This is a genomic window from Cellulomonas fulva, assembly GCF_018531375.1.
Taxonomy (GTDB): domain Bacteria; phylum Actinomycetota; class Actinomycetes; order Actinomycetales; family Cellulomonadaceae; genus Cellulomonas; species Cellulomonas fulva.
The window spans coordinates 1,213,044-1,231,655 of sequence record NZ_JAHBOH010000001.1 but is presented as its reverse complement, the minus strand read 5'-3'; the positions used below and the strand labels follow the sequence as shown (position 1 = coordinate 1,231,655).

The 18,612-nt window shown below is 74.5% G+C and carries 18 protein-coding genes and 1 pseudogene; 4 read left to right on the top strand and 15 right to left on the bottom strand.

Annotation, left to right across the window (positions count from 1 at the left end; genetic code table 11):
- Positions 1-48: 48 nt before the first annotated feature.
- The 3 genes from KIN34_RS05400 (at position 49) to KIN34_RS05390 (ending at position 2,408) form a co-directional block, all read left to right on the top strand.
- Positions 49-1,038 carry an LLM class flavin-dependent oxidoreductase gene (locus tag KIN34_RS05400; protein WP_307858103.1) on the top strand — a complete coding sequence of 330 codons (990 nt, stop codon included), beginning with the start codon at positions 49-51 and terminating at the stop codon, positions 1,036-1,038.
- A gap of 90 nt (positions 1,039-1,128) precedes the next feature.
- Complete coding sequence (locus KIN34_RS05395; protein WP_307858102.1) at positions 1,129-1,497, top strand: ArsR/SmtB family transcription factor; 369 nt, start codon at positions 1,129-1,131, stop codon at positions 1,495-1,497.
- Complete coding sequence (locus KIN34_RS05390; protein WP_214347759.1) at positions 1,494-2,408, top strand: cation diffusion facilitator family transporter; 915 nt, start codon at positions 1,494-1,496, stop codon at positions 2,406-2,408. The genes KIN34_RS05395 and KIN34_RS05390 overlap by 4 nt, the downstream gene beginning before the upstream one ends.
- 43 nt (positions 2,409-2,451) lie before the next feature.
- On the opposite strand, the gene KIN34_RS05385 is transcribed toward KIN34_RS05390, so the two are convergent.
- The 10 genes from KIN34_RS05385 to KIN34_RS05340 all read right to left on the bottom strand — a co-directional run bounded on the left by KIN34_RS05385 (position 2,452) and on the right by KIN34_RS05340 (position 13,821).
- Entirely contained in the window at positions 2,452-3,246 is a 795-nt protein-coding gene (locus KIN34_RS05385) for a polysaccharide pyruvyl transferase family protein (RefSeq protein WP_214347756.1), read from the bottom strand.
- Complete coding sequence (locus KIN34_RS05380) at positions 3,237-4,178, bottom strand: hypothetical protein (RefSeq protein ID WP_214347753.1); 942 nt, start codon at positions 4,176-4,178, stop codon at positions 3,237-3,239. The genes KIN34_RS05385 and KIN34_RS05380 overlap by 10 nt, the downstream gene beginning before the upstream one ends.
- Before the next feature lie 96 nt (positions 4,179-4,274).
- Positions 4,275-5,825, bottom strand: a complete 1,551-nt coding sequence (locus KIN34_RS05375) for an AtzH-like domain-containing protein (protein WP_307858101.1) — start codon at positions 5,823-5,825, stop codon at positions 4,275-4,277.
- Entirely contained in the window at positions 5,822-6,949 is a 1,128-nt protein-coding gene (locus tag KIN34_RS05370; RefSeq protein WP_307858100.1) for an acetamidase/formamidase family protein, read from the bottom strand. The genes KIN34_RS05375 and KIN34_RS05370 overlap by 4 nt, the downstream gene beginning before the upstream one ends.
- The gene (locus KIN34_RS05365; RefSeq protein ID WP_307858099.1) at positions 6,946-7,665 is read right to left on the bottom strand and encodes a DUF1275 family protein; all 720 of its coding nucleotides are present in this window, start codon (positions 7,663-7,665) and stop codon (positions 6,946-6,948) included. The genes KIN34_RS05370 and KIN34_RS05365 overlap by 4 nt, the downstream gene beginning before the upstream one ends.
- Positions 7,662-8,951 carry an amidohydrolase family protein gene (locus KIN34_RS05360; RefSeq protein WP_214347751.1) on the bottom strand — a complete coding sequence of 430 codons (1,290 nt, stop codon included), beginning with the start codon at positions 8,949-8,951 and terminating at the stop codon, positions 7,662-7,664. Before KIN34_RS05360 ends, KIN34_RS05365 begins: the two co-directional genes overlap by 4 nt.
- Entirely contained in the window at positions 8,948-9,979 is a 1,032-nt protein-coding gene (locus KIN34_RS05355) for a sugar phosphate isomerase/epimerase family protein (protein WP_214347749.1), read from the bottom strand. Before KIN34_RS05355 ends, KIN34_RS05360 begins: the two co-directional genes overlap by 4 nt.
- Positions 9,979-11,451: an FAD-binding oxidoreductase gene (locus KIN34_RS05350; RefSeq protein WP_214347747.1), complete on the bottom strand. Its 1,473-nt coding sequence runs from the start codon at positions 11,449-11,451 to the stop codon at positions 9,979-9,981. Before KIN34_RS05350 ends, KIN34_RS05355 begins: the two co-directional genes overlap by 1 nt.
- Before the next feature lie 46 nt (positions 11,452-11,497).
- Positions 11,498-12,565 carry a sugar phosphate isomerase/epimerase family protein gene (locus tag KIN34_RS05345; RefSeq protein WP_214347745.1) on the bottom strand — a complete coding sequence of 356 codons (1,068 nt, stop codon included), beginning with the start codon at positions 12,563-12,565 and terminating at the stop codon, positions 11,498-11,500.
- Positions 12,562-13,821, bottom strand: a complete 1,260-nt coding sequence (locus KIN34_RS05340) for a M24 family metallopeptidase (protein ID WP_214347743.1) — start codon at positions 13,819-13,821, stop codon at positions 12,562-12,564. The genes KIN34_RS05345 and KIN34_RS05340 overlap by 4 nt, the downstream gene beginning before the upstream one ends.
- Positions 13,822-13,999: 178 nt before the next feature.
- Between KIN34_RS05340 and KIN34_RS05335 the strand changes: the two genes are divergently transcribed.
- Positions 14,000-14,752 (top strand): isochorismatase family protein, encoded by a 753-nt coding sequence (locus tag KIN34_RS05335; RefSeq protein ID WP_214347741.1) that lies wholly within the window; start codon positions 14,000-14,002, stop codon positions 14,750-14,752.
- Positions 14,753-14,854: 102 nt separating this feature from the next.
- On the opposite strand, the gene KIN34_RS17295 is transcribed toward KIN34_RS05335, so the two are convergent.
- The 5 genes and pseudogenes from KIN34_RS17295 to KIN34_RS05315 all read right to left on the bottom strand — a co-directional run bounded on the left by KIN34_RS17295 (position 14,855) and on the right by KIN34_RS05315 (position 18,541).
- Positions 14,855-15,187: an ABC transporter ATP-binding protein gene (locus KIN34_RS17295; protein WP_307858098.1), complete on the bottom strand. Its 333-nt coding sequence runs from the start codon at positions 15,185-15,187 to the stop codon at positions 14,855-14,857.
- A 64-nt stretch (positions 15,188-15,251) separates the two neighbouring features.
- Positions 15,252-15,557 (bottom strand): annotated as a pseudogene (locus KIN34_RS17290) (ATP-binding cassette domain-containing protein); the annotation flags it as partial.
- Between the two features lie 124 nt (positions 15,558-15,681).
- Positions 15,682-16,521, bottom strand: coding sequence for an ABC transporter ATP-binding protein (locus tag KIN34_RS05325; protein WP_214347738.1), 840 nt, complete (start codon positions 16,519-16,521; stop codon positions 15,682-15,684).
- On the bottom strand, positions 16,518-17,510 hold the full coding sequence (locus tag KIN34_RS05320; protein ID WP_214347735.1) for an ABC transporter permease: 993 nt from the start codon (positions 17,508-17,510) through the stop codon (positions 16,518-16,520). Before KIN34_RS05320 ends, KIN34_RS05325 begins: the two co-directional genes overlap by 4 nt.
- Positions 17,511-17,521: 11 nt before the next feature.
- Positions 17,522-18,541, bottom strand: a complete 1,020-nt coding sequence (locus KIN34_RS05315; protein ID WP_214347732.1) for an ABC transporter permease — start codon at positions 18,539-18,541, stop codon at positions 17,522-17,524.
- Positions 18,542-18,612 lie beyond the last annotated feature (71 nt).

Here is an 18,612-nt window from a genome sequence, read left to right as displayed (position 1 = left end):
GCGCGGGGCGGCACGCGCGGTGGCGGGCCGACCGGGCAGACTCGTGGCGTGACCGCTGCCTCGTCGCCCCTGTCCCTCGCGCCCGCCGGTGGCCTCCCGACCGTCGGCGTGCTGCTGCCGCGCGACCTGGCCGCGGACGCCGTGCTCCCGTACGCCCGGCGCGCGGAGGAGCTCGGCTTCGGGGAGCTGTGGGTCGTGGAGGACCTGGGCTTCCGCGGCGGCGTCGCGCAGGCGGCGGCGGTACTCGCGGCGACGAGCCGGATCCACGTGGCGGTCGGGATCCTGCCGGCCGCGGCGCGCAACGTCGCGTACGCAGCGATGGAGGTGGCCACGCTCGCCCAGCTGTTCCCGGGACGGGTCACGGTCGGGGTGGGCCACGGCATGCCGGACTGGATGCGGTCGGTCGGCGCCTGGCCGCAGCGACCGCTCGCCCTGCTGCGGGCGTACGCACGTGGCCTGGGCATCCTGCTCGGGGGCGGTCGCCTCGACGACGACGAGCTCGGCCTCTCCGGCGTCCGGCTCGAGCCGTCCTCGGTGCCGGACGTGCCACCGGACGTCCTGCTGGGCGTGCGTGGCCCGCGCTCGCTCGCGGTCGCCGGCCGGTTCGCGCACGGCACCGTCCTCGCCGAGCCGACGACCCCCGAGTACGTGCGCGCCGCGCTCGACCAGATCGCAGCGCGCGGACCGCACCGGCTCGTCGGCTACGACGTCGCTGCCGTGCACGACGACGAGGCGACGGCGCTCGCCGCCGCCCGGCCGGCGCTCGCGTGGATCGGCGAGCCGGACTGGGCGCCGCACCTCGCGCCGTTGCCGTTCGCCGACGAGCTGGCGGAGCTCCGTGCCCGCAGCGCCACGCGGGAGGACTTCGCGCGGGACCTGCCGGACGCGTGGGTGCGGCGGCTCGCGCTGGCCGGGACGCCCGCGCAGGTCCGCGAGCAGCTGGCCGCCCGCGGCGCCGCGGGCCTGACCACGTCGGTGCTGCTCCCCACCGCCGCCGACCCGCTCGCCGGGCTGGCGGACCTGGCGCGCGTGCTCTGACCGTTCCCCCAGGGACGTCCGCACGTCTATCATCGTCGCGTGACGATGACATCGGATACGCGCGATGAGAGCGGACCAGACCTCCACGAAGTGGACGACGAGGCCGCGATCGCGCCCGCGGCGGCACTCTTCCGGGCGCTCGGCGACCCCGCCCGCCTGCTGATCGTCCAGCACCTGTTCCGCGGTCCGCACCGGGTGCGGGACCTGACCGACCACCTGGGCCTGGCCCAGTCCACCGTGTCCGCGCACGTCGCGTGCCTGCGCGAGTGCGGGCTCGTCGACGCCGCGCCGGACGGTCGCTCGACGCGCTACTCCCTGTCCCAGCCCGAGCGGCTCACCGCTCTGCTCGGCGCCACGGAGGACCTGCTCGCCGTGACGGGCGCGGCCGTCACGCTCTGCCGCCACCTGCGCGGCGCGCACGTCCCGGACACGGCCGGGGACGACGAGGCCGCGCGATGAGCCACGACCACCATCACCACGGTGCGGACGCCGACCGGCGCCGGCTCGCGGTCGCGTTCGGCATCACCACGGTCATCCTGGTCGCGCAGGCCGTCGGCGCGCTGCTCACCGGCTCGCTCGCCCTGCTCGTCGACACCGCGCACATGCTCACCGACGCGGCGGGGCTGCTGATCGCGCTCGTCGCCGCGACGCTGGTGCTCAGGCCCCCGACCCCGCAGCGCACCTGGGGGTTCCGGCGGGCCGAGGTGCTCGCCGCGCTCGCGCAGTCCGCGGTGCTGCTGGCGGTCGGCGTGTACGTGCTGGTCGAGGGCGTGCAGCGGCTGTTCTCGCCGCCGGACATCCCGTCCGGCGAGCTCGTCGTGTTCGGCGTCGTCGGGCTCGTCGGGAACCTCGTGTCCCTGCTGGTGCTCGCCGGCGGCCGCTCGTCGAGCCTCAACCTGCGGGCCGCGTTCCTCGAGGTGCTGAACGACGCGCTGGGCTCGGTCGGGGTGATCGTCGCGGCGGTCGTGATCGCGACGACCGGCTGGCAGCAGGCCGACGCCGTGGCCGGCCTGCTGATCGGCGCCCTGATCCTGCCGCGCGCGCTGAAGATCCTCCGCGAGGCGACGTCCGTCCTCCTCGAGACGACGCCCCCGGGGCTCGACCTGGGCGACGTGCGCGAGCACCTGCTCGGCGTCGACCACGTCCTGGAGGTGCACGACCTGCACGCGTCGCTGATCGCGACCGGGCTGCCGACCCTGTCCGCGCACGTCGTCGTCGACGCCCGCTGCTTCACCACCGGCCACGTCCCGCAGATCCTCGACACGCTCCAGGAGTGCGTGGCGCACCACTTCGACGTGTCCGTCGAGCACTCCACGTTCCAGATCGAGCCGTCGGCGCACGCGTCGCACGAGGCGCCCGGGCACCCGTGAGCCCCCGGCGCCGGAGCACCGCACCGCCACCGGGGCGCACGCCTCAGCTGCCGCGGACCACCCGGGCGGCGCGCAGCTCGTCGAGCGTGGGGAACGCGAAGTCGTCGAGCGTGAGCGCCACCTCGACGGGGCTCGTCGGCTTGGGCTCGCGGAGCGCGGCGTCGAGGTCCGGTGGCGTGCGCCAGGGGACGCCGACGGACGCGAGGTAGTCGCGGTACTTCAGCTCCGGCTCCGCGGTCAGCGGCGCGACGAGCGTGCACGGCCGGCCGAGCGCGTGCGCGAAGATCACGCCGTGCAGGGACGAGGAGTACACGTGCTCGGCCTGCAGGATCTCCAGCACGAGGTCCCGCGGCGTGCAGTCGATGTCCACCACGCGCACGTCGGTCCGAGCGGCGAACTGCGGGCGCTCGCGGTAGTGCGGCACGAAGATGGTGCGTCCGGGGACGGGCCGGACCGTCGTCAGCATGCCGGCGTACATGACCCGCACCAGCAGTCCCGGGTCGTACTGGAACCGCACGTCGCTCACGTCGTACCCGGCGTCGCGCACGGCCTCGAGCGTCAGCGGTCCCCGCACGCCCAGGACCCGCACGCCCGGCACCTCGCTCGCCGGTGGGATCGGGCTGCCCTTGTGCCCCACGCCGCACACGACGTCGCCGGGCAGCACGCGGTGCACCGTCGACCCGACGAGCAGCAGCCGCTCGCCGGCCTTGGGGGCGTTGCGCATCCGCACGCCGTACAGGAAGTCGACGAGGTCGCGGTTGAACACGTCGCCCGCGTTGCCGACCCGCCACCCGGCGCCCTCGCCGGTCGGGTCCCAGAAGAAGCTCCTCAGCTCCACAGCGACCGGTCCACCTTCGTGATCCCGAAGTCCTTGTCGTTGATCCCGTAGCCCAGCACCAGGCCGCCGTCGAGCTTGGTGATGCCCGAGAAGTAGGTGGCCGACAGCAGGGACGGGTTGAAGCGGGCCCGGTGCGGCAGCATCGCGCGCCACGAGTGCACCAGGCGCAGGTCGCTCACGCGGACGCGGGCGTCCGACGTCCCGAGCCCCTCGAACACGGCGGGCCGGCCGAGGTAGAGCGCGCGGCGCCGGTACTTCCGCTTCTCGTGGACGATCCCGTAGTACCGGTCCCCGTCGCGGTAGAGCGGGGTCCCGAGCGTGAGGCCCAGGGCGGCGCTCGGCCGCTCCACCCCGGGCAGCCGCGAGAACCCGAGCGGGCCGTCCTTGCCCAGGCCGCCGTCGGTCTGGACCAGCTGCACCAGTGGACCGATACGGTGCACGGCGCCGAGCCCGCCCGCCGGGTGCGGGAAGAAGACCCAGTTCTTCTCGATGCGGCGGCGCTGGTCGAGCACGCACCGCTGCGGCGCGCGCAGGTGCGGCGCGACGCGCATGACGTACACGTCGTTGCGCTCGGGCGCCGCGACGAAGCCCGTGTTGAACGTGACGTAGACCTTGCCGTGCGCGACGAAGAGCTTCGGGTCCGCGACCACCGGCACGCCGTGCGCCGCCGCGTGCGCCGTGAGGTCCACGACCTCCCCGGGGTTGCCGCCGTCCACGTCGACCGCGGTGCAGAACGCGTGGAACGGCCGCTCGCCGCCGGCCGGGAGCGCTCGCCACGCCACGTGCAGCCGGTCGCCTGTGCGCGCGAGCGTCACGTTGAAGACGTTGGTGTGCCCCGCGCGGGCGGTCACCTCACGCAGCCACGCGACGCGCTCCGCGTCCGTGCCACCGCCCACCGTGCGCAGCTTGCGCAGCGACCGGATCGACGCCACCTTGCCCCCGTCTCGTTGGTCAGCGGGTCTCGCACCCGGCGGGCAGCGTATCCAACGCCCGCCGAGCATCGGCGGTCCGGTCCGGGAGGAGGACGTTCACCGGGCACCGCGCGCGGGTGGCGGCACCGGGGCGATCTCTGCCGCACGACGCACCAGTGCGACGTCGCTCCCCGCGGGCCCGACGAGGCAGGCGCCGACAGGGCCTGCGGCCGTCGCGAGCCACGGCACCGCCACGGACGGGAGCCCGGCGGCCCCGGCGAGAGCGGTGAGCCGCAGCAGCCGGGTGCGCACCGCATCGAGCGCGGCGGCTCCCGCACTACGGGACGGCGCCGGACCGGGCGCCGCCGGCAGCACCAGCGCACCGTCGCCGATCAGGTCCCGCAGCGCGGCCCGGTGCCCCGCGAGGGTGTCCCGCGCCCGGCGCTCGTCGTCCTCGGTCACGTCCGCCGCGGCGCGGAACCGCCGGGCGACCGCGCCGCCGAGTGCCGCGGGGTGCGCGGTGCACCAGGCACCGTGCGCACGCCACGCCTCCGCCCCCTGCACCACACGGAACGCCTCGGCGACCGGCTCGAGGGCACCGACCGAGACGCGCTCCACCGCGAGCCCCTCGGCTGCCGCCAGGAATGCGTCCCGCATCGCCGGGTCGACCTCGTCGAGCGTCTCGACCGCCAGCAGCAGCGGTCCGGGCACCCCGACCCCGTCCGGGAGCAGCGCCTGCGTCGTGCGCAGCAACGAGGCGGCGTCGCGGGTGAGCCAGCCGACGGTGTCGAACGAGGGCGCGAGAGGAAGGACGCCGGTGCGCGACACGCGACCGTGCGTGGTCCGCAATCCCCACAGGCCCTGGTACGAGGCGGGGACCCGGATCGAGCCCGCGGTGTCGGTCGCGAGCCCGAGGTCCGCCTGGCCGAGGCTGACGGCCGACGCCGGGCCGCTCGAGGAGCCACCGGGGAGCGCGCCGGGCGCGCTGGGGTTCGGTGGCGTGCCGTGGTGCACGTTGTCCCCCGCGAGGGAGTACGCGAGCTCGTCGGTGCGCGCGATGCCGACGAGCTCGGCGCCCGCCGCGACGAGCGCCTCGACCACCGGGGCGTGCGCCGGCTCGAGGCCCGCCGCCGCGAGCCACGTCGGGTTGCCCGCGCCGATCCGCTGGCCGGCCACGGCGACGACGTCCTTGACCGCGACGCGCAGTCCGGCCAGCGGCCCGGCGGACGCGCCCGGCACCAGCGGGTCGCCGACGACGCGCCACACCGACCGGTCGAAGGTGCGCGGCCGTGGCGTGACGTGGGCAGCGACGACCACCCAGCGCCCGTCGTCGCGGCGCCAGACCTGCGTCTGCAGGCCGCTCCCACCGCCGACGTACCGCGAGACGGCGACGACGAGCCAGCAGTCGGCGGCCAGCCGACGCGCCTCCAGCCGATCCAGGACGCGCGGAGCGACACCGCCGCGGCCGGCCCGGAAGGCACCGATCGCGTCGTGGCCGACGAGCAGGCCCGCGTCGTCGCCGCGCAGCGTCGCCGGTCCGGGCGCGAACATCTCGTCGAGCGTCGTGACGTCGTCGGCGACGACCGCACGCTCGTACCGCTCGACGGCGGCGAGCAGGTCCGAGGGCAGCCGTTCCGCGGCAGCCACGGTGCGAGCGCTCGTCGTCACGAGGGCACCCGCTCGAAGTCCGCGAGGCGGATGCGGGCGTGCACGCCGACGACCTGGTCGACCACCTGACTCACCTCGAAGTCCGTCGCGGCGGACAGGTACGCGTACGCGAGGTGCTCCGCCATGCCGTACCGCGCGACGAGCAGGCCGAGCGACTGCCGGACGCAGGCGCGCATCGCCTCACCGAGGTCCGGGTCGAGGCCCATCGGCACCAGGAGCTCCGGGGTCTGCACCACCGGGCCGGTCAGGTCGCCGAACCGCGACCTCGCGACGTCGGCCGGCACCACGTCGAACCGGAGGGTGAGCCGCAGCGAGGCCTCCAGCGCCGTGAGGGCGACCTCCCCGTTGCCCTGGGCGAAGTGCGGGTCCCCGACGTACGCGAGCGCCCCGGCGACCTGCACCGGGAGCAGGACCGTGGACCCGGCGGTCAGCAGGTTGACGTCGATGTTGCCGCCGTGGGCACCGGGCGGGACCGAGTGCACGCGACGGTCGCCGTCCGTCGCGACCCCCACGATCCCCGGGAAGGGGGCGAGCGGGAACTCGACGACCCGCGGACCGCCGTCGACCAGCGGGAGGCATCCGACCGCGCCGTCGGGACGGGATCGCACCGGCGTGAAGACGCTCACGGTCCCGGGGGTGCGCGGGAGCTCGCCGGGCAGCGCACCCCGTCCGTGCCGGTTCGAGACCACCCCGTACGGCACCCGCGGCAGCGCCTCGACCACGGTGACCGCGAGCAGGTCTCCCGGCTGCGCTCCCGTCACCCGCACCGGCCCCGTCACGACGTGCGGGCCGTCGGACGGCCCGCGGGACACCCGCGCCGCGATCTCGACCGCGTCCCGAAGCACGGCCTCCGGCGGGACGCCGTGCGACCCGAAGAACGCGACCGGGTCGCCCTGGTCCGGTAGCAGACCCTCGTGGCTCACGGTGTCGATCGTGACCTCGGTGCCGGGCGCGACCTCGAGGACGGCCTCGTCGGACCCGCACGGCAACCGGCCCCAGCGGACGGTCTCCGGGGTCGCGGGCAGGTACGTGGTGGCGCGGATCGGACCCAGGCCCGGCTGCAGGACGACGAACGGGTCCGCCGCCACCGTCGCGGCAGGGCCTCCGCGCGCGAGCACGCTCACGACGACCGCCCTCGGCGGTGCCCGACGAGGACGCAGACCGCCGAGCCGAGCCCGGCGACGAGCGCACCCAGCCCCACGCCGCGGTCGCCCCCGGCGGTCAGCAGCAGCGCGCCGACCGCCGCGCCCGCGGTCAGCAGCACGACGACGAGCACGCGGCGGCCGCCGCCCACGCCGGGGCCGCCCGCGAGGCGGGAGTCGGCGGCGAGACCCGTCAACGTCGAGGTCACCACGACCGTCGTGACGTCACGGACCGCGAGACGTCTCGCGGCGGCTGCCTGGATCCCGAGGGCGGCCGCGAGCGCGCCGGTCACGACCGCGGCGTACGCACTCGGTGCCACGGGCGGACGGACCAGGGTCGCGGCGGCGACCACGAGACACCCGGTGGCCGCCGCGGTGAACGCCGTCGTCGTCCGGACGGACCAGCCTGCCGGCGCCCGGCGGAGCAGCCGACCTGCCGCGAGCGCTCCGGCGAGGAAGCCGCCGAGCGCCACGGAGGGGCCCAGCACCGGGAGACCGTCGGCACCCGCCAACGCCATGCCGAGGATGACGACGTTGCCCGTCATGTTCGCGGTGAACACGCGGTCGAGGCCCAGGTAGCCCACCGCGTCGGCGATGCCGGTGGTGAAGGTGAGGGCGAGCATGAGGGCCACCTGGACGCGTCCGGTCGCAGGCGTCGCCGTCTCGAGCGCCGGGGCGGTGCCGGCTGCCGCCGTCACGAGGTCACCGCCGGCACGCCGGCCTTGCGGGTCGTGCCCGCGGGGACGGCCGCGGCCGTGCCGGCCACGACGGCGCCTCCCACGACGGTGCCGGCCTTGAGCACGAGGTGCCGAGCGGGCTGGTCGAGCAGGATCGCGTCCGCGTCCGTCGTGTCGAGGACGACGAGGTCGGCACGGGCGCCGGGCACCAGGCCGACCGGCTCCCCGACGTCGAGGAGCGCAGCGGGCACCGTGGACACGGCGTCCACCAGCAGGTCGAGCTCGTGCTGCTCCGACACGTGGCCGACGCGGGCGGCCAGGAGCGCGATGTCGAGCAGGTCGGCGCGGCCCGTCGGCGTGAACGCGTTGCGCACGTTGTTCGACGACAGCGCGGTGCGGACGCCCGCGGCCCACAGGTCGCGCACCGGAGCGACGCCGCGCCGGACGTCCCGCTCGTCGTGGCGACCGGACAGGTGCAGGTCGGTGGCGGGCAGCAGGGTCACCGCCACCTGCGCGGCGGCGAGCCGGTCCAGAACCCGCGCCCGCTGGTCGCGACCCAGCGCCGCCAGCGTCGTGACGTGGCCGATCGCGACCCGGCCCTGCAGACCGCGCTCCGCGGTGGCGCGAGCGACGTGCTCGGCGAGCAGGAACCGGGGGTCGTCCACGCCGTCCGCGAGGTCCAGGTGGAGGTCGGCCGGCACGCCGTGCTCGACGGCGAGGTCCAGGACGGTCTCGACGTGGGCCCGCGCGTCGTCGGGCGTCGCCTCCACGTAGGGGCAACCGCCGACGACGGTCCCGGGAAGGCGGAGCGCCTCGCGCACGAGGGCCGACGTGCCCGGACGGCACGCGAGGCCCTCCTGGGGAAACACGGCGATCTGCACCCGGAGCCGGCCCGCGAGCCGCTCCGCCACCTCGAGCACGCCCAGGACTCCGGTGAGGCCGACACCCGGGTCGACCTCGGTGTGCGCACGCACGCTCGTCGTCCCGTGCGCGACGGCGAGCTCGGCCACCCGCCCCGCGCGCTCGGCCACGTCCGCGACGGTGAACTGCGCCTTCCGGCGCGCGGTCCAGGCGATCGCCTCCGCGAGCCCTGCGCCGCCGGGTGGTCCGCCGAGCCAGGCCTTGTCGAGATGGAGGTGGGACTCGACGAAGCCGGGCAGGAGCACCCGGCCCGCGAGGTCCAGCTCACCCTGCGGGTCGTCGGTCGGGACCGACCCAGCGGGCGCGACCGCGACGATCCGACCGTCGTCGACCCGGACGTCCACGAGCCCGGGCTCGCGCAGCCGCCGGGCGCTCCGCAGGATCATGCGGCGACCGGTGCGTACGCGCGCAGCGCGGCCGCGCTGCGGAGCACGAAGTCGAGGGCGGCCTCGTCGTCCAGGTGCGCGCGCAACCCGACGAGCCCCGGCACCTCGCCCGCGGCCGCCCGCAGCTCGTAGTCGGCGGTGAGCCGGCGCACCTGCGCGAGCTCGGCCTCGTCGACGCCGCCGTCGTACCAGCGTTCGTCGTGCACCCAGAGCGGCATCTCGGCGCGCATACCGATCACACCCTCGATCGAGACGGGCAGGTCCGGGTTCGCGCTCAGCAGCGTGCGCAGGATCGTCGGCCAGTCCAGGACGCCCTCTCCCACGGGTGCGAGGAAGCGACCGATGCCGTCCGCGGTGGTGTGCAGCGCCACGTCTCGCGCATGCGTCGCGCGGACGTACGGCGCCACCCGACGCGCGGCCGCCACGGGGTCCTCGCCGCGGACCAGCACGTTGGCGGTGTCGAACGTGATGCCGAACGCGTCCGGCCCCGCTCCCTCGACCAGCGCGACCACCTCGCGCGACGTGATCTCCTCGTGGGTCTCGAGGTTCAGGTGCGCGCCGTGGTCCCGCAGCACGGGGCCCAGACGGTCGAGCACGTGCGCGGTGGCCGCGAGCTGGTCGGACCACGTGACGTCCTCGCGGAAGCGGTCGCACGCGAGGATCGACCGGTACCGGAACTGGTAGTTGCACGTGGCGGCCCACAGGTCGTGCACCCCGAGCGCGGTGACCTGCTCGACGAGACGGACGAGGCCGCGCAGGTAGTCGCCGTCGCCGTGCGCCCGGATCTGCGGGAGCTCGGGCGCCGTGAACGGGTTCACCTTCCCGATGCCGACCTGCACGTAGAGCCCCGCGTCGCGCGCCACCTGCACCGCATCGCGCATCTCGCCCGCGTCGAGCGTCGCCGAGAGCTCCCACGGGCTGCGCAGGAAGACGCCGTCGAGGCCGAGCTCGGACGCGCGGCGGAAGGTCCACGCCGCGCCACGCTCGGCCGCGCCGGGGAACTTCGAGGAGTCGGTCCCGACGAGCATCAGCGGTCACCCGCGCCCGACGAGCCCGCGGGAACCGTCGCGGCGACCTCGTTCGTGGTGAGGTCGACGAGGCCGCGTGCGAACACGTTGGTCGGGTCGTACTCGCCCTTCACCGCGACGAGCCGGTCGTACTTGGGGCCGTAGACCGCGCGCGCGACCGCGCCGTCGCCGCCCTCCGACGCGAAGTTCACGTACGTCCCGCCCTGGTACGGGCGCAGCTCCTCGTCGAACTCCTTGGCCCACGCGACCAGCGGCGCCTTCTCCCCCGGGTACTCCCAGTCGGCGCCGATGTTCGCGCTGTAGAGGCTGCCCACCCCGGCCGTGGAGTCGTTCGAGCCGTCGCGCGGCGTGCGGCTGCCGGCGATCATCTCGAACGGGCACATGAGCTGGTGCGCGATGAACGCGCTCGAGTTCAGCGCACGGCCCGGGTAGGCGTCCGAGCGCGCGATCATCGCGTCGATCGCCTCCGGCGTGATCTCGCGCAGGAAGAGGTGCTTCCAGTAGTGGCCCACGCCGTAGCGGAACTCGTCGTCCGTGGCGTGCTGCAGGGTGACGTGCGGGATCGAGCGCACGGAGGTGTAGATGGGCTCGACCCCTTCGAACATGCCGGCCGTCAGCGCCGGCTCGTCGGCCGGATCGCCGTAGGTGACCGTGGCGACCGACAGGACCGGCTGACCCCGGTGCGCCGCGGGGATCTGCGACCAGTACTCGGGTGCGCGCAGCAGACGCACGTAGGTGCCGACGTTCGTCGGCGCGTCGGGTCCCCACGTCGCGAACCGCTCGATGAGGGCGCGGCGGTCGTCGGCCGCGTACAGGCACTGCCGGACCGTCGCGAGACCGGGCAGGTCGACGTAGCGGAAGACGAACTCGGTGGCCACACCGAAGTTGTGGCCGGCGCCCTTGAGCGCCCAGAACAGGTCCGGGTGCTCGTCGGCGCTCGCGCGCAGGATGCGGCCGTCCGCCACCACCACCTCGATCTCCTGCACCCAGTCGACCGTCGCGCCGAACTGCCGCGCGAGGTACCCGAACCCGCCACCCAGCGTCAGCCCCGCGACCCCCGTGTGGGAGACGACGCCTGCGGGGACGGCGACGTCGAGCTCGGAGGCGGGCCGGTCGACGTCGCCCCAACGGCATCCCGCACCCACGGTGACCGTGCGCGTCTCGGTGTCGATCCGCACGTGGTTGATGAGCGCGGTGTCCAGCAGGACCGCGCCGTCGGCGACGGACGTCCCCGCGAGGTTGTGACCACCCGAGCGCACCGTCACCGGGAGGCCACGCGCGACGCACCAGGTCAGCGCCTCCGAGACGTCCTGCGCGCTCGCGCACTGCACGATCGCGGCGGGCAGGCGGTCGATGTCGGCGTTCCAGACGCGACGGGCCTGGTCGTACTCGACGTCCTGCGGCCCGAGCACGCCGCACTCCAGGTGGGCGCGGAGCTCGTCGGCGACGCTCGTCAGGCTGGTGGTGGTCATCGGGGGCTCCTCGGGTCGAAGCTGGCGGTTGGCGTCGGGCCGGCGGTCACACGGACGACGCGACGGGGACGAGGTCGGCGACCGTGGCGCGCAGGTGCGCGACGCTGCGCGCGAGGAAGTCGTGGTGCGCCGCGGTCGCGGGGCGCGGTGCTCGGAGCTGCGCGAGGTCCTCGACCTCACCCGCCGCAGCGCGTGCGCCGTAGGCGTCCGCCGCCGCCCGGAGGCGGTCGAGCTCGGCCGCGCTCAGGTCGACGTGCGAGGCGAGCCACTCGGGGTCGAGGTCGAGCACCGGCATCTCGGCGCGCACGGGACCGATGGGCTCGACCGTGAGGTTCAGGTCCGGGTTCGCGGACAGGACGAGCCGCAGCGCCGCGCCCCAGTCGACGACACCCTCGCCGCAGGGTGCGAGGAACCGCGCGATGCTGTCGCCCGTGCGGAGCAGGGCGGCGTCGCGCAGCTGGGTGCTGCGCACGTACGGCGCGACGCGCGCGATCCCGTCGTCGGGGTGCTCGCCCCGCACCGGCATGTTGCCCGGGTCGAGGCAGATCCCGAGCACGTCGGGGCCGACCTCCTCGACGAGCCGCACGAGCTCGAACGTCGTCACCTCCTCGTGCGTCTCGAGGTTGAGGCTCACACCGTGCTCCCTCAGCGCGGGTGCGAGGCGGTGCAGGAACTTCGCGGTCGCCGCCAGCTGGTCCGGCCAGGGCGCTTCACCGCGGAACCGGTCCGTGATGTGGAGGCCGGAGTACTGCCCCTTGTACCCGCCCAGCGCGGTCCACGTGTTGGTCCAGCCGTGCTCGGCGCAGACCGCGATCATCCGCTGCATCCCGACGAGGTAGCTGCCCTCGCCGATGTCACGCACGCGCGGCAGCTCGGCCGTCATGTAGGGGTTGACCTTGCCCAGACCCATCTCGACGTAGAGGCCGAGCTCGCGCGCGTGCGCCGCCCACTCGGCGAGGAAGCCCGCGTCGAGCGTCGGACTGAGCTCGTCGAGCGTGCGCAGGTTGATCCCGTCGAGGCCGAAGTCCTTGACCGCGTCGAGCAGCTGCATCGGTCCGCCCCACGCGGGCGACGAGCCGTCGAACAGCTTGACGTCCGTCCCGTAGCGGGTCACGGCTGGACCACCTGGACCGTCTTGGCGAGCTGGTTCAGCTCCTCGATGCCGTCCTCGGTCAGCAGGACGGTGCCGCCGACGCAGATCCGGCGGTACTGGTGGATCGCATTGGGCTCGAAGGCGAAAGCCATCCCCGGCGCCAGCTCGATGTCCCCGTCCTGGGGCTTGACCGGCGGGAGCACCAGCCCGTCGAACATCGGGTCGGAGGCCGTGTTCAGGTGCGTCGCGCTGTTGGGCCAGCACGGGCCGACCCCGTGGATCTGCGGCCCCGTGTTCCAGAAGCCGTTCGTCAGCATCGGCTGCATCATGGCGTCGGCGAGCTCGTCGAACGTCGCACCCGGCCGGGCGAGCACGTCGAGGCCGTCCTGGTACGCCTGGATGCAGACCTCCTCGAGCCGGCGCGTCAGCGCGTCCGGCTCGCCGATGTGGGCCTCGATCTGCTGCTGCGTCTCGAAGCCGCCGTAGAAGTTGAACAGCTCGGCAGCGACCGAGTCGCCCGCCTGCAGCACCCGGCCGCCGCCGCCCATCCCGATCCACTCGGGCCGACCCCAGGAGAAGCGGTCCCGGCCGGCGCGGAAGCAGATGATCGGCTCGTACCACCAGCCGCCCCCCGCGACGGTCGCGGCGAGCGTGGCCGCGGCGACCTCGGTCTCGCGCGCGCCGACCCTCGCGGCCGCGACGAACGCCTCGCACGCGGCCTCGCCGATCGCGGCCGCCTTGCGGACCATGACCCGCTCCTCGGGACTCTTGACGAGCGTCATGCGCTCGAACCAGCCGCCGGCGTCCAGGAACGTCACGGCGGGCAGCAGGGACAGCACCTCGTGCCACGTCGTGTACGGGATCCAGCCGTGGTCGGCCGCGAAGCCGATCCCGGTGAGCCCGACCACGCCCACCGTCGACCCGGTCGCGAGGCCGTGCTCGTCGAGCAGGTCGCGCAGGACCTGCGGGACGGGGCCGGGCCGCACGTCGTCGACCCACCGCTCGTACGGGGCACCCGACGGGTCGAGCCGCGCGAGCGGATACCGTCCGAGGACGGTGACCGTCGTGGCGGTCAGCACGGCCACCGTGCCGAGCGGCTCGTTGGAGAGGTACCGGTCGTACGTGTCGCGGCTGCTGCCGAAGACGACGAGCGCGTCGAGGCCGTCACGCGACATCCGCGTGCGCAGCGCCGCGTAGCGGCGGTCGCGCTCGGCGAGCGACAGGGCGGGGAACTCGTCCGCGGCGGGGAGCGTCACGTCCACGATCGGGTAGGCCATCAGATCCTCCGGTTCACTGTGTTGGTATGCAGAATGCCAAAGCCCGAGTTTCCGAACAGGACCGACGCTGTTACTTTCACGTTAAGAGTCACCCCGAGGGCCGTTCCGACGGGAGTCTCCGTGGCACAGTTGGTATACCAACGAGCCACCAGGGCTCCCCGAGGAGGGACGCAACCGCATGACCGTCGTCACCGAGAAGCCGACCCCGTCCGCAGCCACACAGGTCGGGACCGAGGCCGCCGCGCAGCTCGCCGAGCAGATCGAGGCCAAGATGGCGGAGGTCATCGACCTCCTGGGCCAGTGGCGCGACGCGACCGACCGCACGTGGGCAGAGGTCGGCTTCGGCACCCGCCCCGCGATCGTCGTCATCGACCTCGCCCGGTTCTGGACCGAGCCCGGCTACGCCGCCTACTGCCCCGAGTCGGAGCGTGCGCTCGCCGCGACCAACGAGCTCCTGGTGCACGCCCGCGAGGCCGGCGTCCCGGTGGTCTTCACGACGCAGGCGTACCAGTCCTCCGCCGGGGGCCTGGTCTCGGCCACCGGCATGGCCCGCAAGTTCCCGGGCTCCGACAACCTCGCGGTCGGCACCCTCGCGACCGAGCTGCACCCGTCGCTCGAGGTCCTCGAGGGCGAGCACGTCATCACCAAGACGCAGTCGAGCGCCTTCCAGCACACGTACCTGTCGACGGTGCTGCACAACGCGGGCGTGGACACGGTGATCCTCACCGGCGTCGTCACCTCCGGCTGCGTGCGCGCGACCGCCGCCGACTCGCTCGCGAACGGCTTCCGCACGATCGTCGTCCCCGAGGCGGTGGCGGACCACCTGCCTGGCGCCCACCAGTGGACGCTGTTCGACATCTCGACCAAGATCGGCGACGTCGTCCCGCTGGCGCAGGCCACGGACTACCTGGACACCATCGCCGCTCACTGAAGCCGCCCGACAACGCCATCTCTCCGGCTCGGGAGCTCCAGAGCCGGAGAGATGGCGTTGTCGCGGGGAGCGTTTGGTCGCGGGGGGCGGGCGGCCGGTGGGTCAGGCCGGGGTGGGGGTGAGCCGGCGCGCCGCGCGGCGGGCGCGCTCGGCGGCAGGGTCCAGTCGCGGGACCGCGGCCAGGAGCGCACGCGTGTAGTCGTGCTGCGGGTCCCCGTAGACCTCGTCACGCGTGCCGGCCTCGACCACGCGCCCGTCCTTGAGCACGACGACGCGGTCGCACAGGTAGCGCACCACCGACAGGTCGTGCGCGATGAAGAGCACGGACAGCCCGAGCGCCCGCCGCATGTCCTTGACCAGGTTGAGCACCTGCGCCTGCACGGAGACGTCCAGCGCCGAGACGGGCTCGTCGCACACCAGCACGCGCGGCCGCACGACGAGCGCGCGCGATCGCGATGCGCTGCCGCTGGCCGCCCGAGAACGCCTTCGGGTACCGGTCGAGGTGAGTCGCGTCCAGCCCGACGAGCTCGAGCGTCTCCACCACCCGGTCGAGACGCTCCCGGGGCGCGCAGGCCCGCGTGACCGCGAGCGGCTCGGCGACGAGCTGCCGCACGGTCATGCGCGGGTCGAGGCTCGAGTACGGGTCCTGGAAGACCATCTGCACCTCGCGCAGGAACCTCCGCCGGCCCGCACGCGTCGGGGCGCGCAGGTCGATGCGGTCGTAGTCGAGGTCGCCACCGTCGGGTGCCTCGAGCCCCATCAGGCAGCGCACCGTCGTCGACTTGCCCGACCCGGACTCGCCCACGAGGCCCAGCACCTCGCCCTCGGCGAGGTCGAACGACACGCGGTCCACGGCGGTGTGCGCGTGCCGCCCGGAGCCGAACGTCTTGACGAGCTCGTGCACCTGCAGCAGCGGGCGGGAGATCGGGTCAGCCACGGGAGGCCTCCAGCGCGAGGTGGTCGGCGACGGTCAGGAGCCGCCGCTCGGGGTCGGCGTCGATGCGCGGGACCGAGGCGAGCAGACCGCGCGTGTAGGGGTGCCGCGGATCGGCGTACAGGTCGTCCACGGCGCGCTCCTCGACCACGTGGCCGCCCTGCATCACGGCGACCCGGTCCGCGAGCCCGGCGACCGAGCCGAGGTCGTGCGTGATGAACAGGACCGCGAGGTCCAGCTCGCGCGACTGCTCCTCGATCAGGTCGAGCACCTGCTCCTGGACCCGTACGTCGAGCGCCGTGGTCGGCTCGTCGGCGACGAGGAGGCGCGGCCCGCCGATGAGGGCCGCGGCCATGACGACGCGCTGCCGCATGCCGCCCGAGAACTCCGACGGGTACGCACGCGCCCGCTCGGCCGCGCGCGGCACCCCGAGCCGGTCGAGCATCTCGACCGCTCGCGCCCGCGCCTCACGACGCGGCACGCCGCGGATCACGAGCGGCTCGGCCACCTGGTCGGCGATCCGTTGCACGGGGTTCAGCGCGGTCATCGGGTCCTGGAAGATCATCGCGACCTGCGCCCCGCGCACGCGCCGCAGCGCTCGCGCGGAGGCGCCGACGAGCTCGTCGTCGTCGAACCGCACCGAGCCGGTCACCTCGAGCGTCGGGTCGAGCTGCACCAGGGCCTTCGCGACCGTGGACTTGCCCGAACCGGACTCGCCGACGAGGGCGAGCCGCTCGCCCGCAGCGATGTCGAAGGACACGCCGTGCACCAGCTCCGGGCCACCGGAGCGACGCACCCGGACGACGAGGTCGCGGACCTCCAGCAGCGCGCTCATGCCCGGACCACCGTCGGGTCGAGCCGCGCCCGCAGCGCGTCGCCGAGCAGGCCGAAGGCGACGGCCGCGAGGGTGATCGCCAGGCCGGGGAACAGCGAGACCCACCACGCCGTGGTCACGTACTCGCGGCCCTGCGCGACCATCGACCCCCAGTCGGCGCTGGGCGGTGGTGCGCCCACGCCGAGGAACGCGAGCCCGGCGATGAGCACGATCGCGCCGGACACGTCGAGACCGAGCTGGACGTACACCGAGTCGAGGGAGTTGGGCAGGACGTGCCGACGCATCACGCGGGGCGTCGACATGCCGGTGAGCCGCGCGGCCTCCACGTACTGGCCGGACATCGTCTCCCGCATCACGTTCCGCACCAGCCGGGTCGTCGCGGGCCACATCGCGACGACCATCGCGATCACGACGGAGGAGAGCGAGGGTCCGAGCGCCGCCGCGATGCCGAGGGCGAGGACGATCGACGGGAACGCGAGGAAGATGTCGACCCCGCGCATGAGCGTCTCGTCCAGCCAGCGCGGCCCCGCCGCGGCGACGGCCGCCACGAGCACGCCGACCACCGTGCTGAGCGCGACCACCCCGACAGCCGCGAGCAGCGTGGTCCGCGCCCCGACCAGGAGGCGGGACAGGATGTCCCGGCCCGCGTCGTCGGTGCCGAGCAGGTGCCCCGCTCCCGGCGGGAGCAGCGCACTCGTCGGATCGGCCCGGTACGGGTCCGCGGGTGCGAGCCACGGGCCCGCCACCACCGCGACGAGGAGCAGCGCGACGAGGACGAGCGCGAGACCGTCCAGCAGCGCGGGCCGCGGGCCGACGACCGCGCGCACGCCGCGCACGACGCCGCGGCCGATCGCGGCGGGTGCGACCGCCGCCGCCGCGCGGGCGGGTGCGCCCGCGGAGGAGCCCGGCTCCGGTGCCGCACGACGCGCGACGCCCTGCTGGTCGGAGGCGGCCGGCACGGCGGGCGCGATGTCGGGTGACGTGGTCATGCGGGGTCCCTTCAGGCGGCCTGGAGGTGGGAGGCGCGGACGCGTGGGTCGATGCCGATCTGCAGGAGGTCGACCACCAGGCCGGCGACGACGAAGACCGTGCCGGTGACGAGGACGCCGCCGAGCACCGCGAAGGTGTCCTGGTTGACGACCGCCTGGTGCAGGTACGTCCCGAGGCCAGGCATCGCGAACACGGACTCGACGAGCAGCGCGGCACCGAGCATCCAGCCGAACTGCATGCCGAGGATCGTCAGGGTCGAGCCGGCGGCAGCCGGGAGCGCGTGCCGCAGCAGGAGCCGCCGCTGCGGTACGCCCTTGGCCACCGCGAAGGCGACGTAGTCCGTGCCCAGCACGCCGAGCATCGTCGAGCGCACATTGCGCACGACGACCGCCATGAACGGCGCCGACAGCGCGAGCGCGGGGAGCAGGAGGTGCCAGGCCGAGTCGGCCAGCATGTCCGGCCGGCCGGCGAGCACCGAGTCGACGAGCGTGGCGCCGGTGACGACCGGGGGCGCCATGCCGAAGCCGTTGGTCCCGGAGATCGGCACCCATCCGAGGCGTGCCGCGAGGCCCCACTGCAGCATGAGCGCGAGCCAGAACACCGGGACCCCGCCGCCGAGGATCGCGACGATGCGGGTGGCCCCGTCCGCCGCCTTGCCGTGCCGGACGGCCGCGAGGACACCGAGCGGGACCGCCACGAGCACGGTGACGACCATGGTCGCGACGACGAGCTGCAGCGTGACCGGGAGCACCACCTGCAGGTCGGTCGCGACCGGCTGCTTGGTGGAGGCCGACCAGCCGAGGTCGCCGCGCAGCAGCGCGCCGAGGTAGGTGAGGTACTGGGAGAGGAGGGGCTCGTCGAGCCCGAGCCGCTCACGCGCCTGCGCGATCTGCTCGGCCGTCGCGGTGCGACCCGCCGCCACCCGTGCCGCGTCACCCGGGATGAGCTTGGTCATGAAGAACACGAGCGTGGCGACGCCCCACACGCTCAGCAACGCCAGACCGATGCGCTTGAGCAGGAACCGGGACACATGCACCTCCTTCCGTCCGTCGTCCGGCGAGCCCGACGACCGACCGGCGGGCGGTCGATGCGACCGCCCGC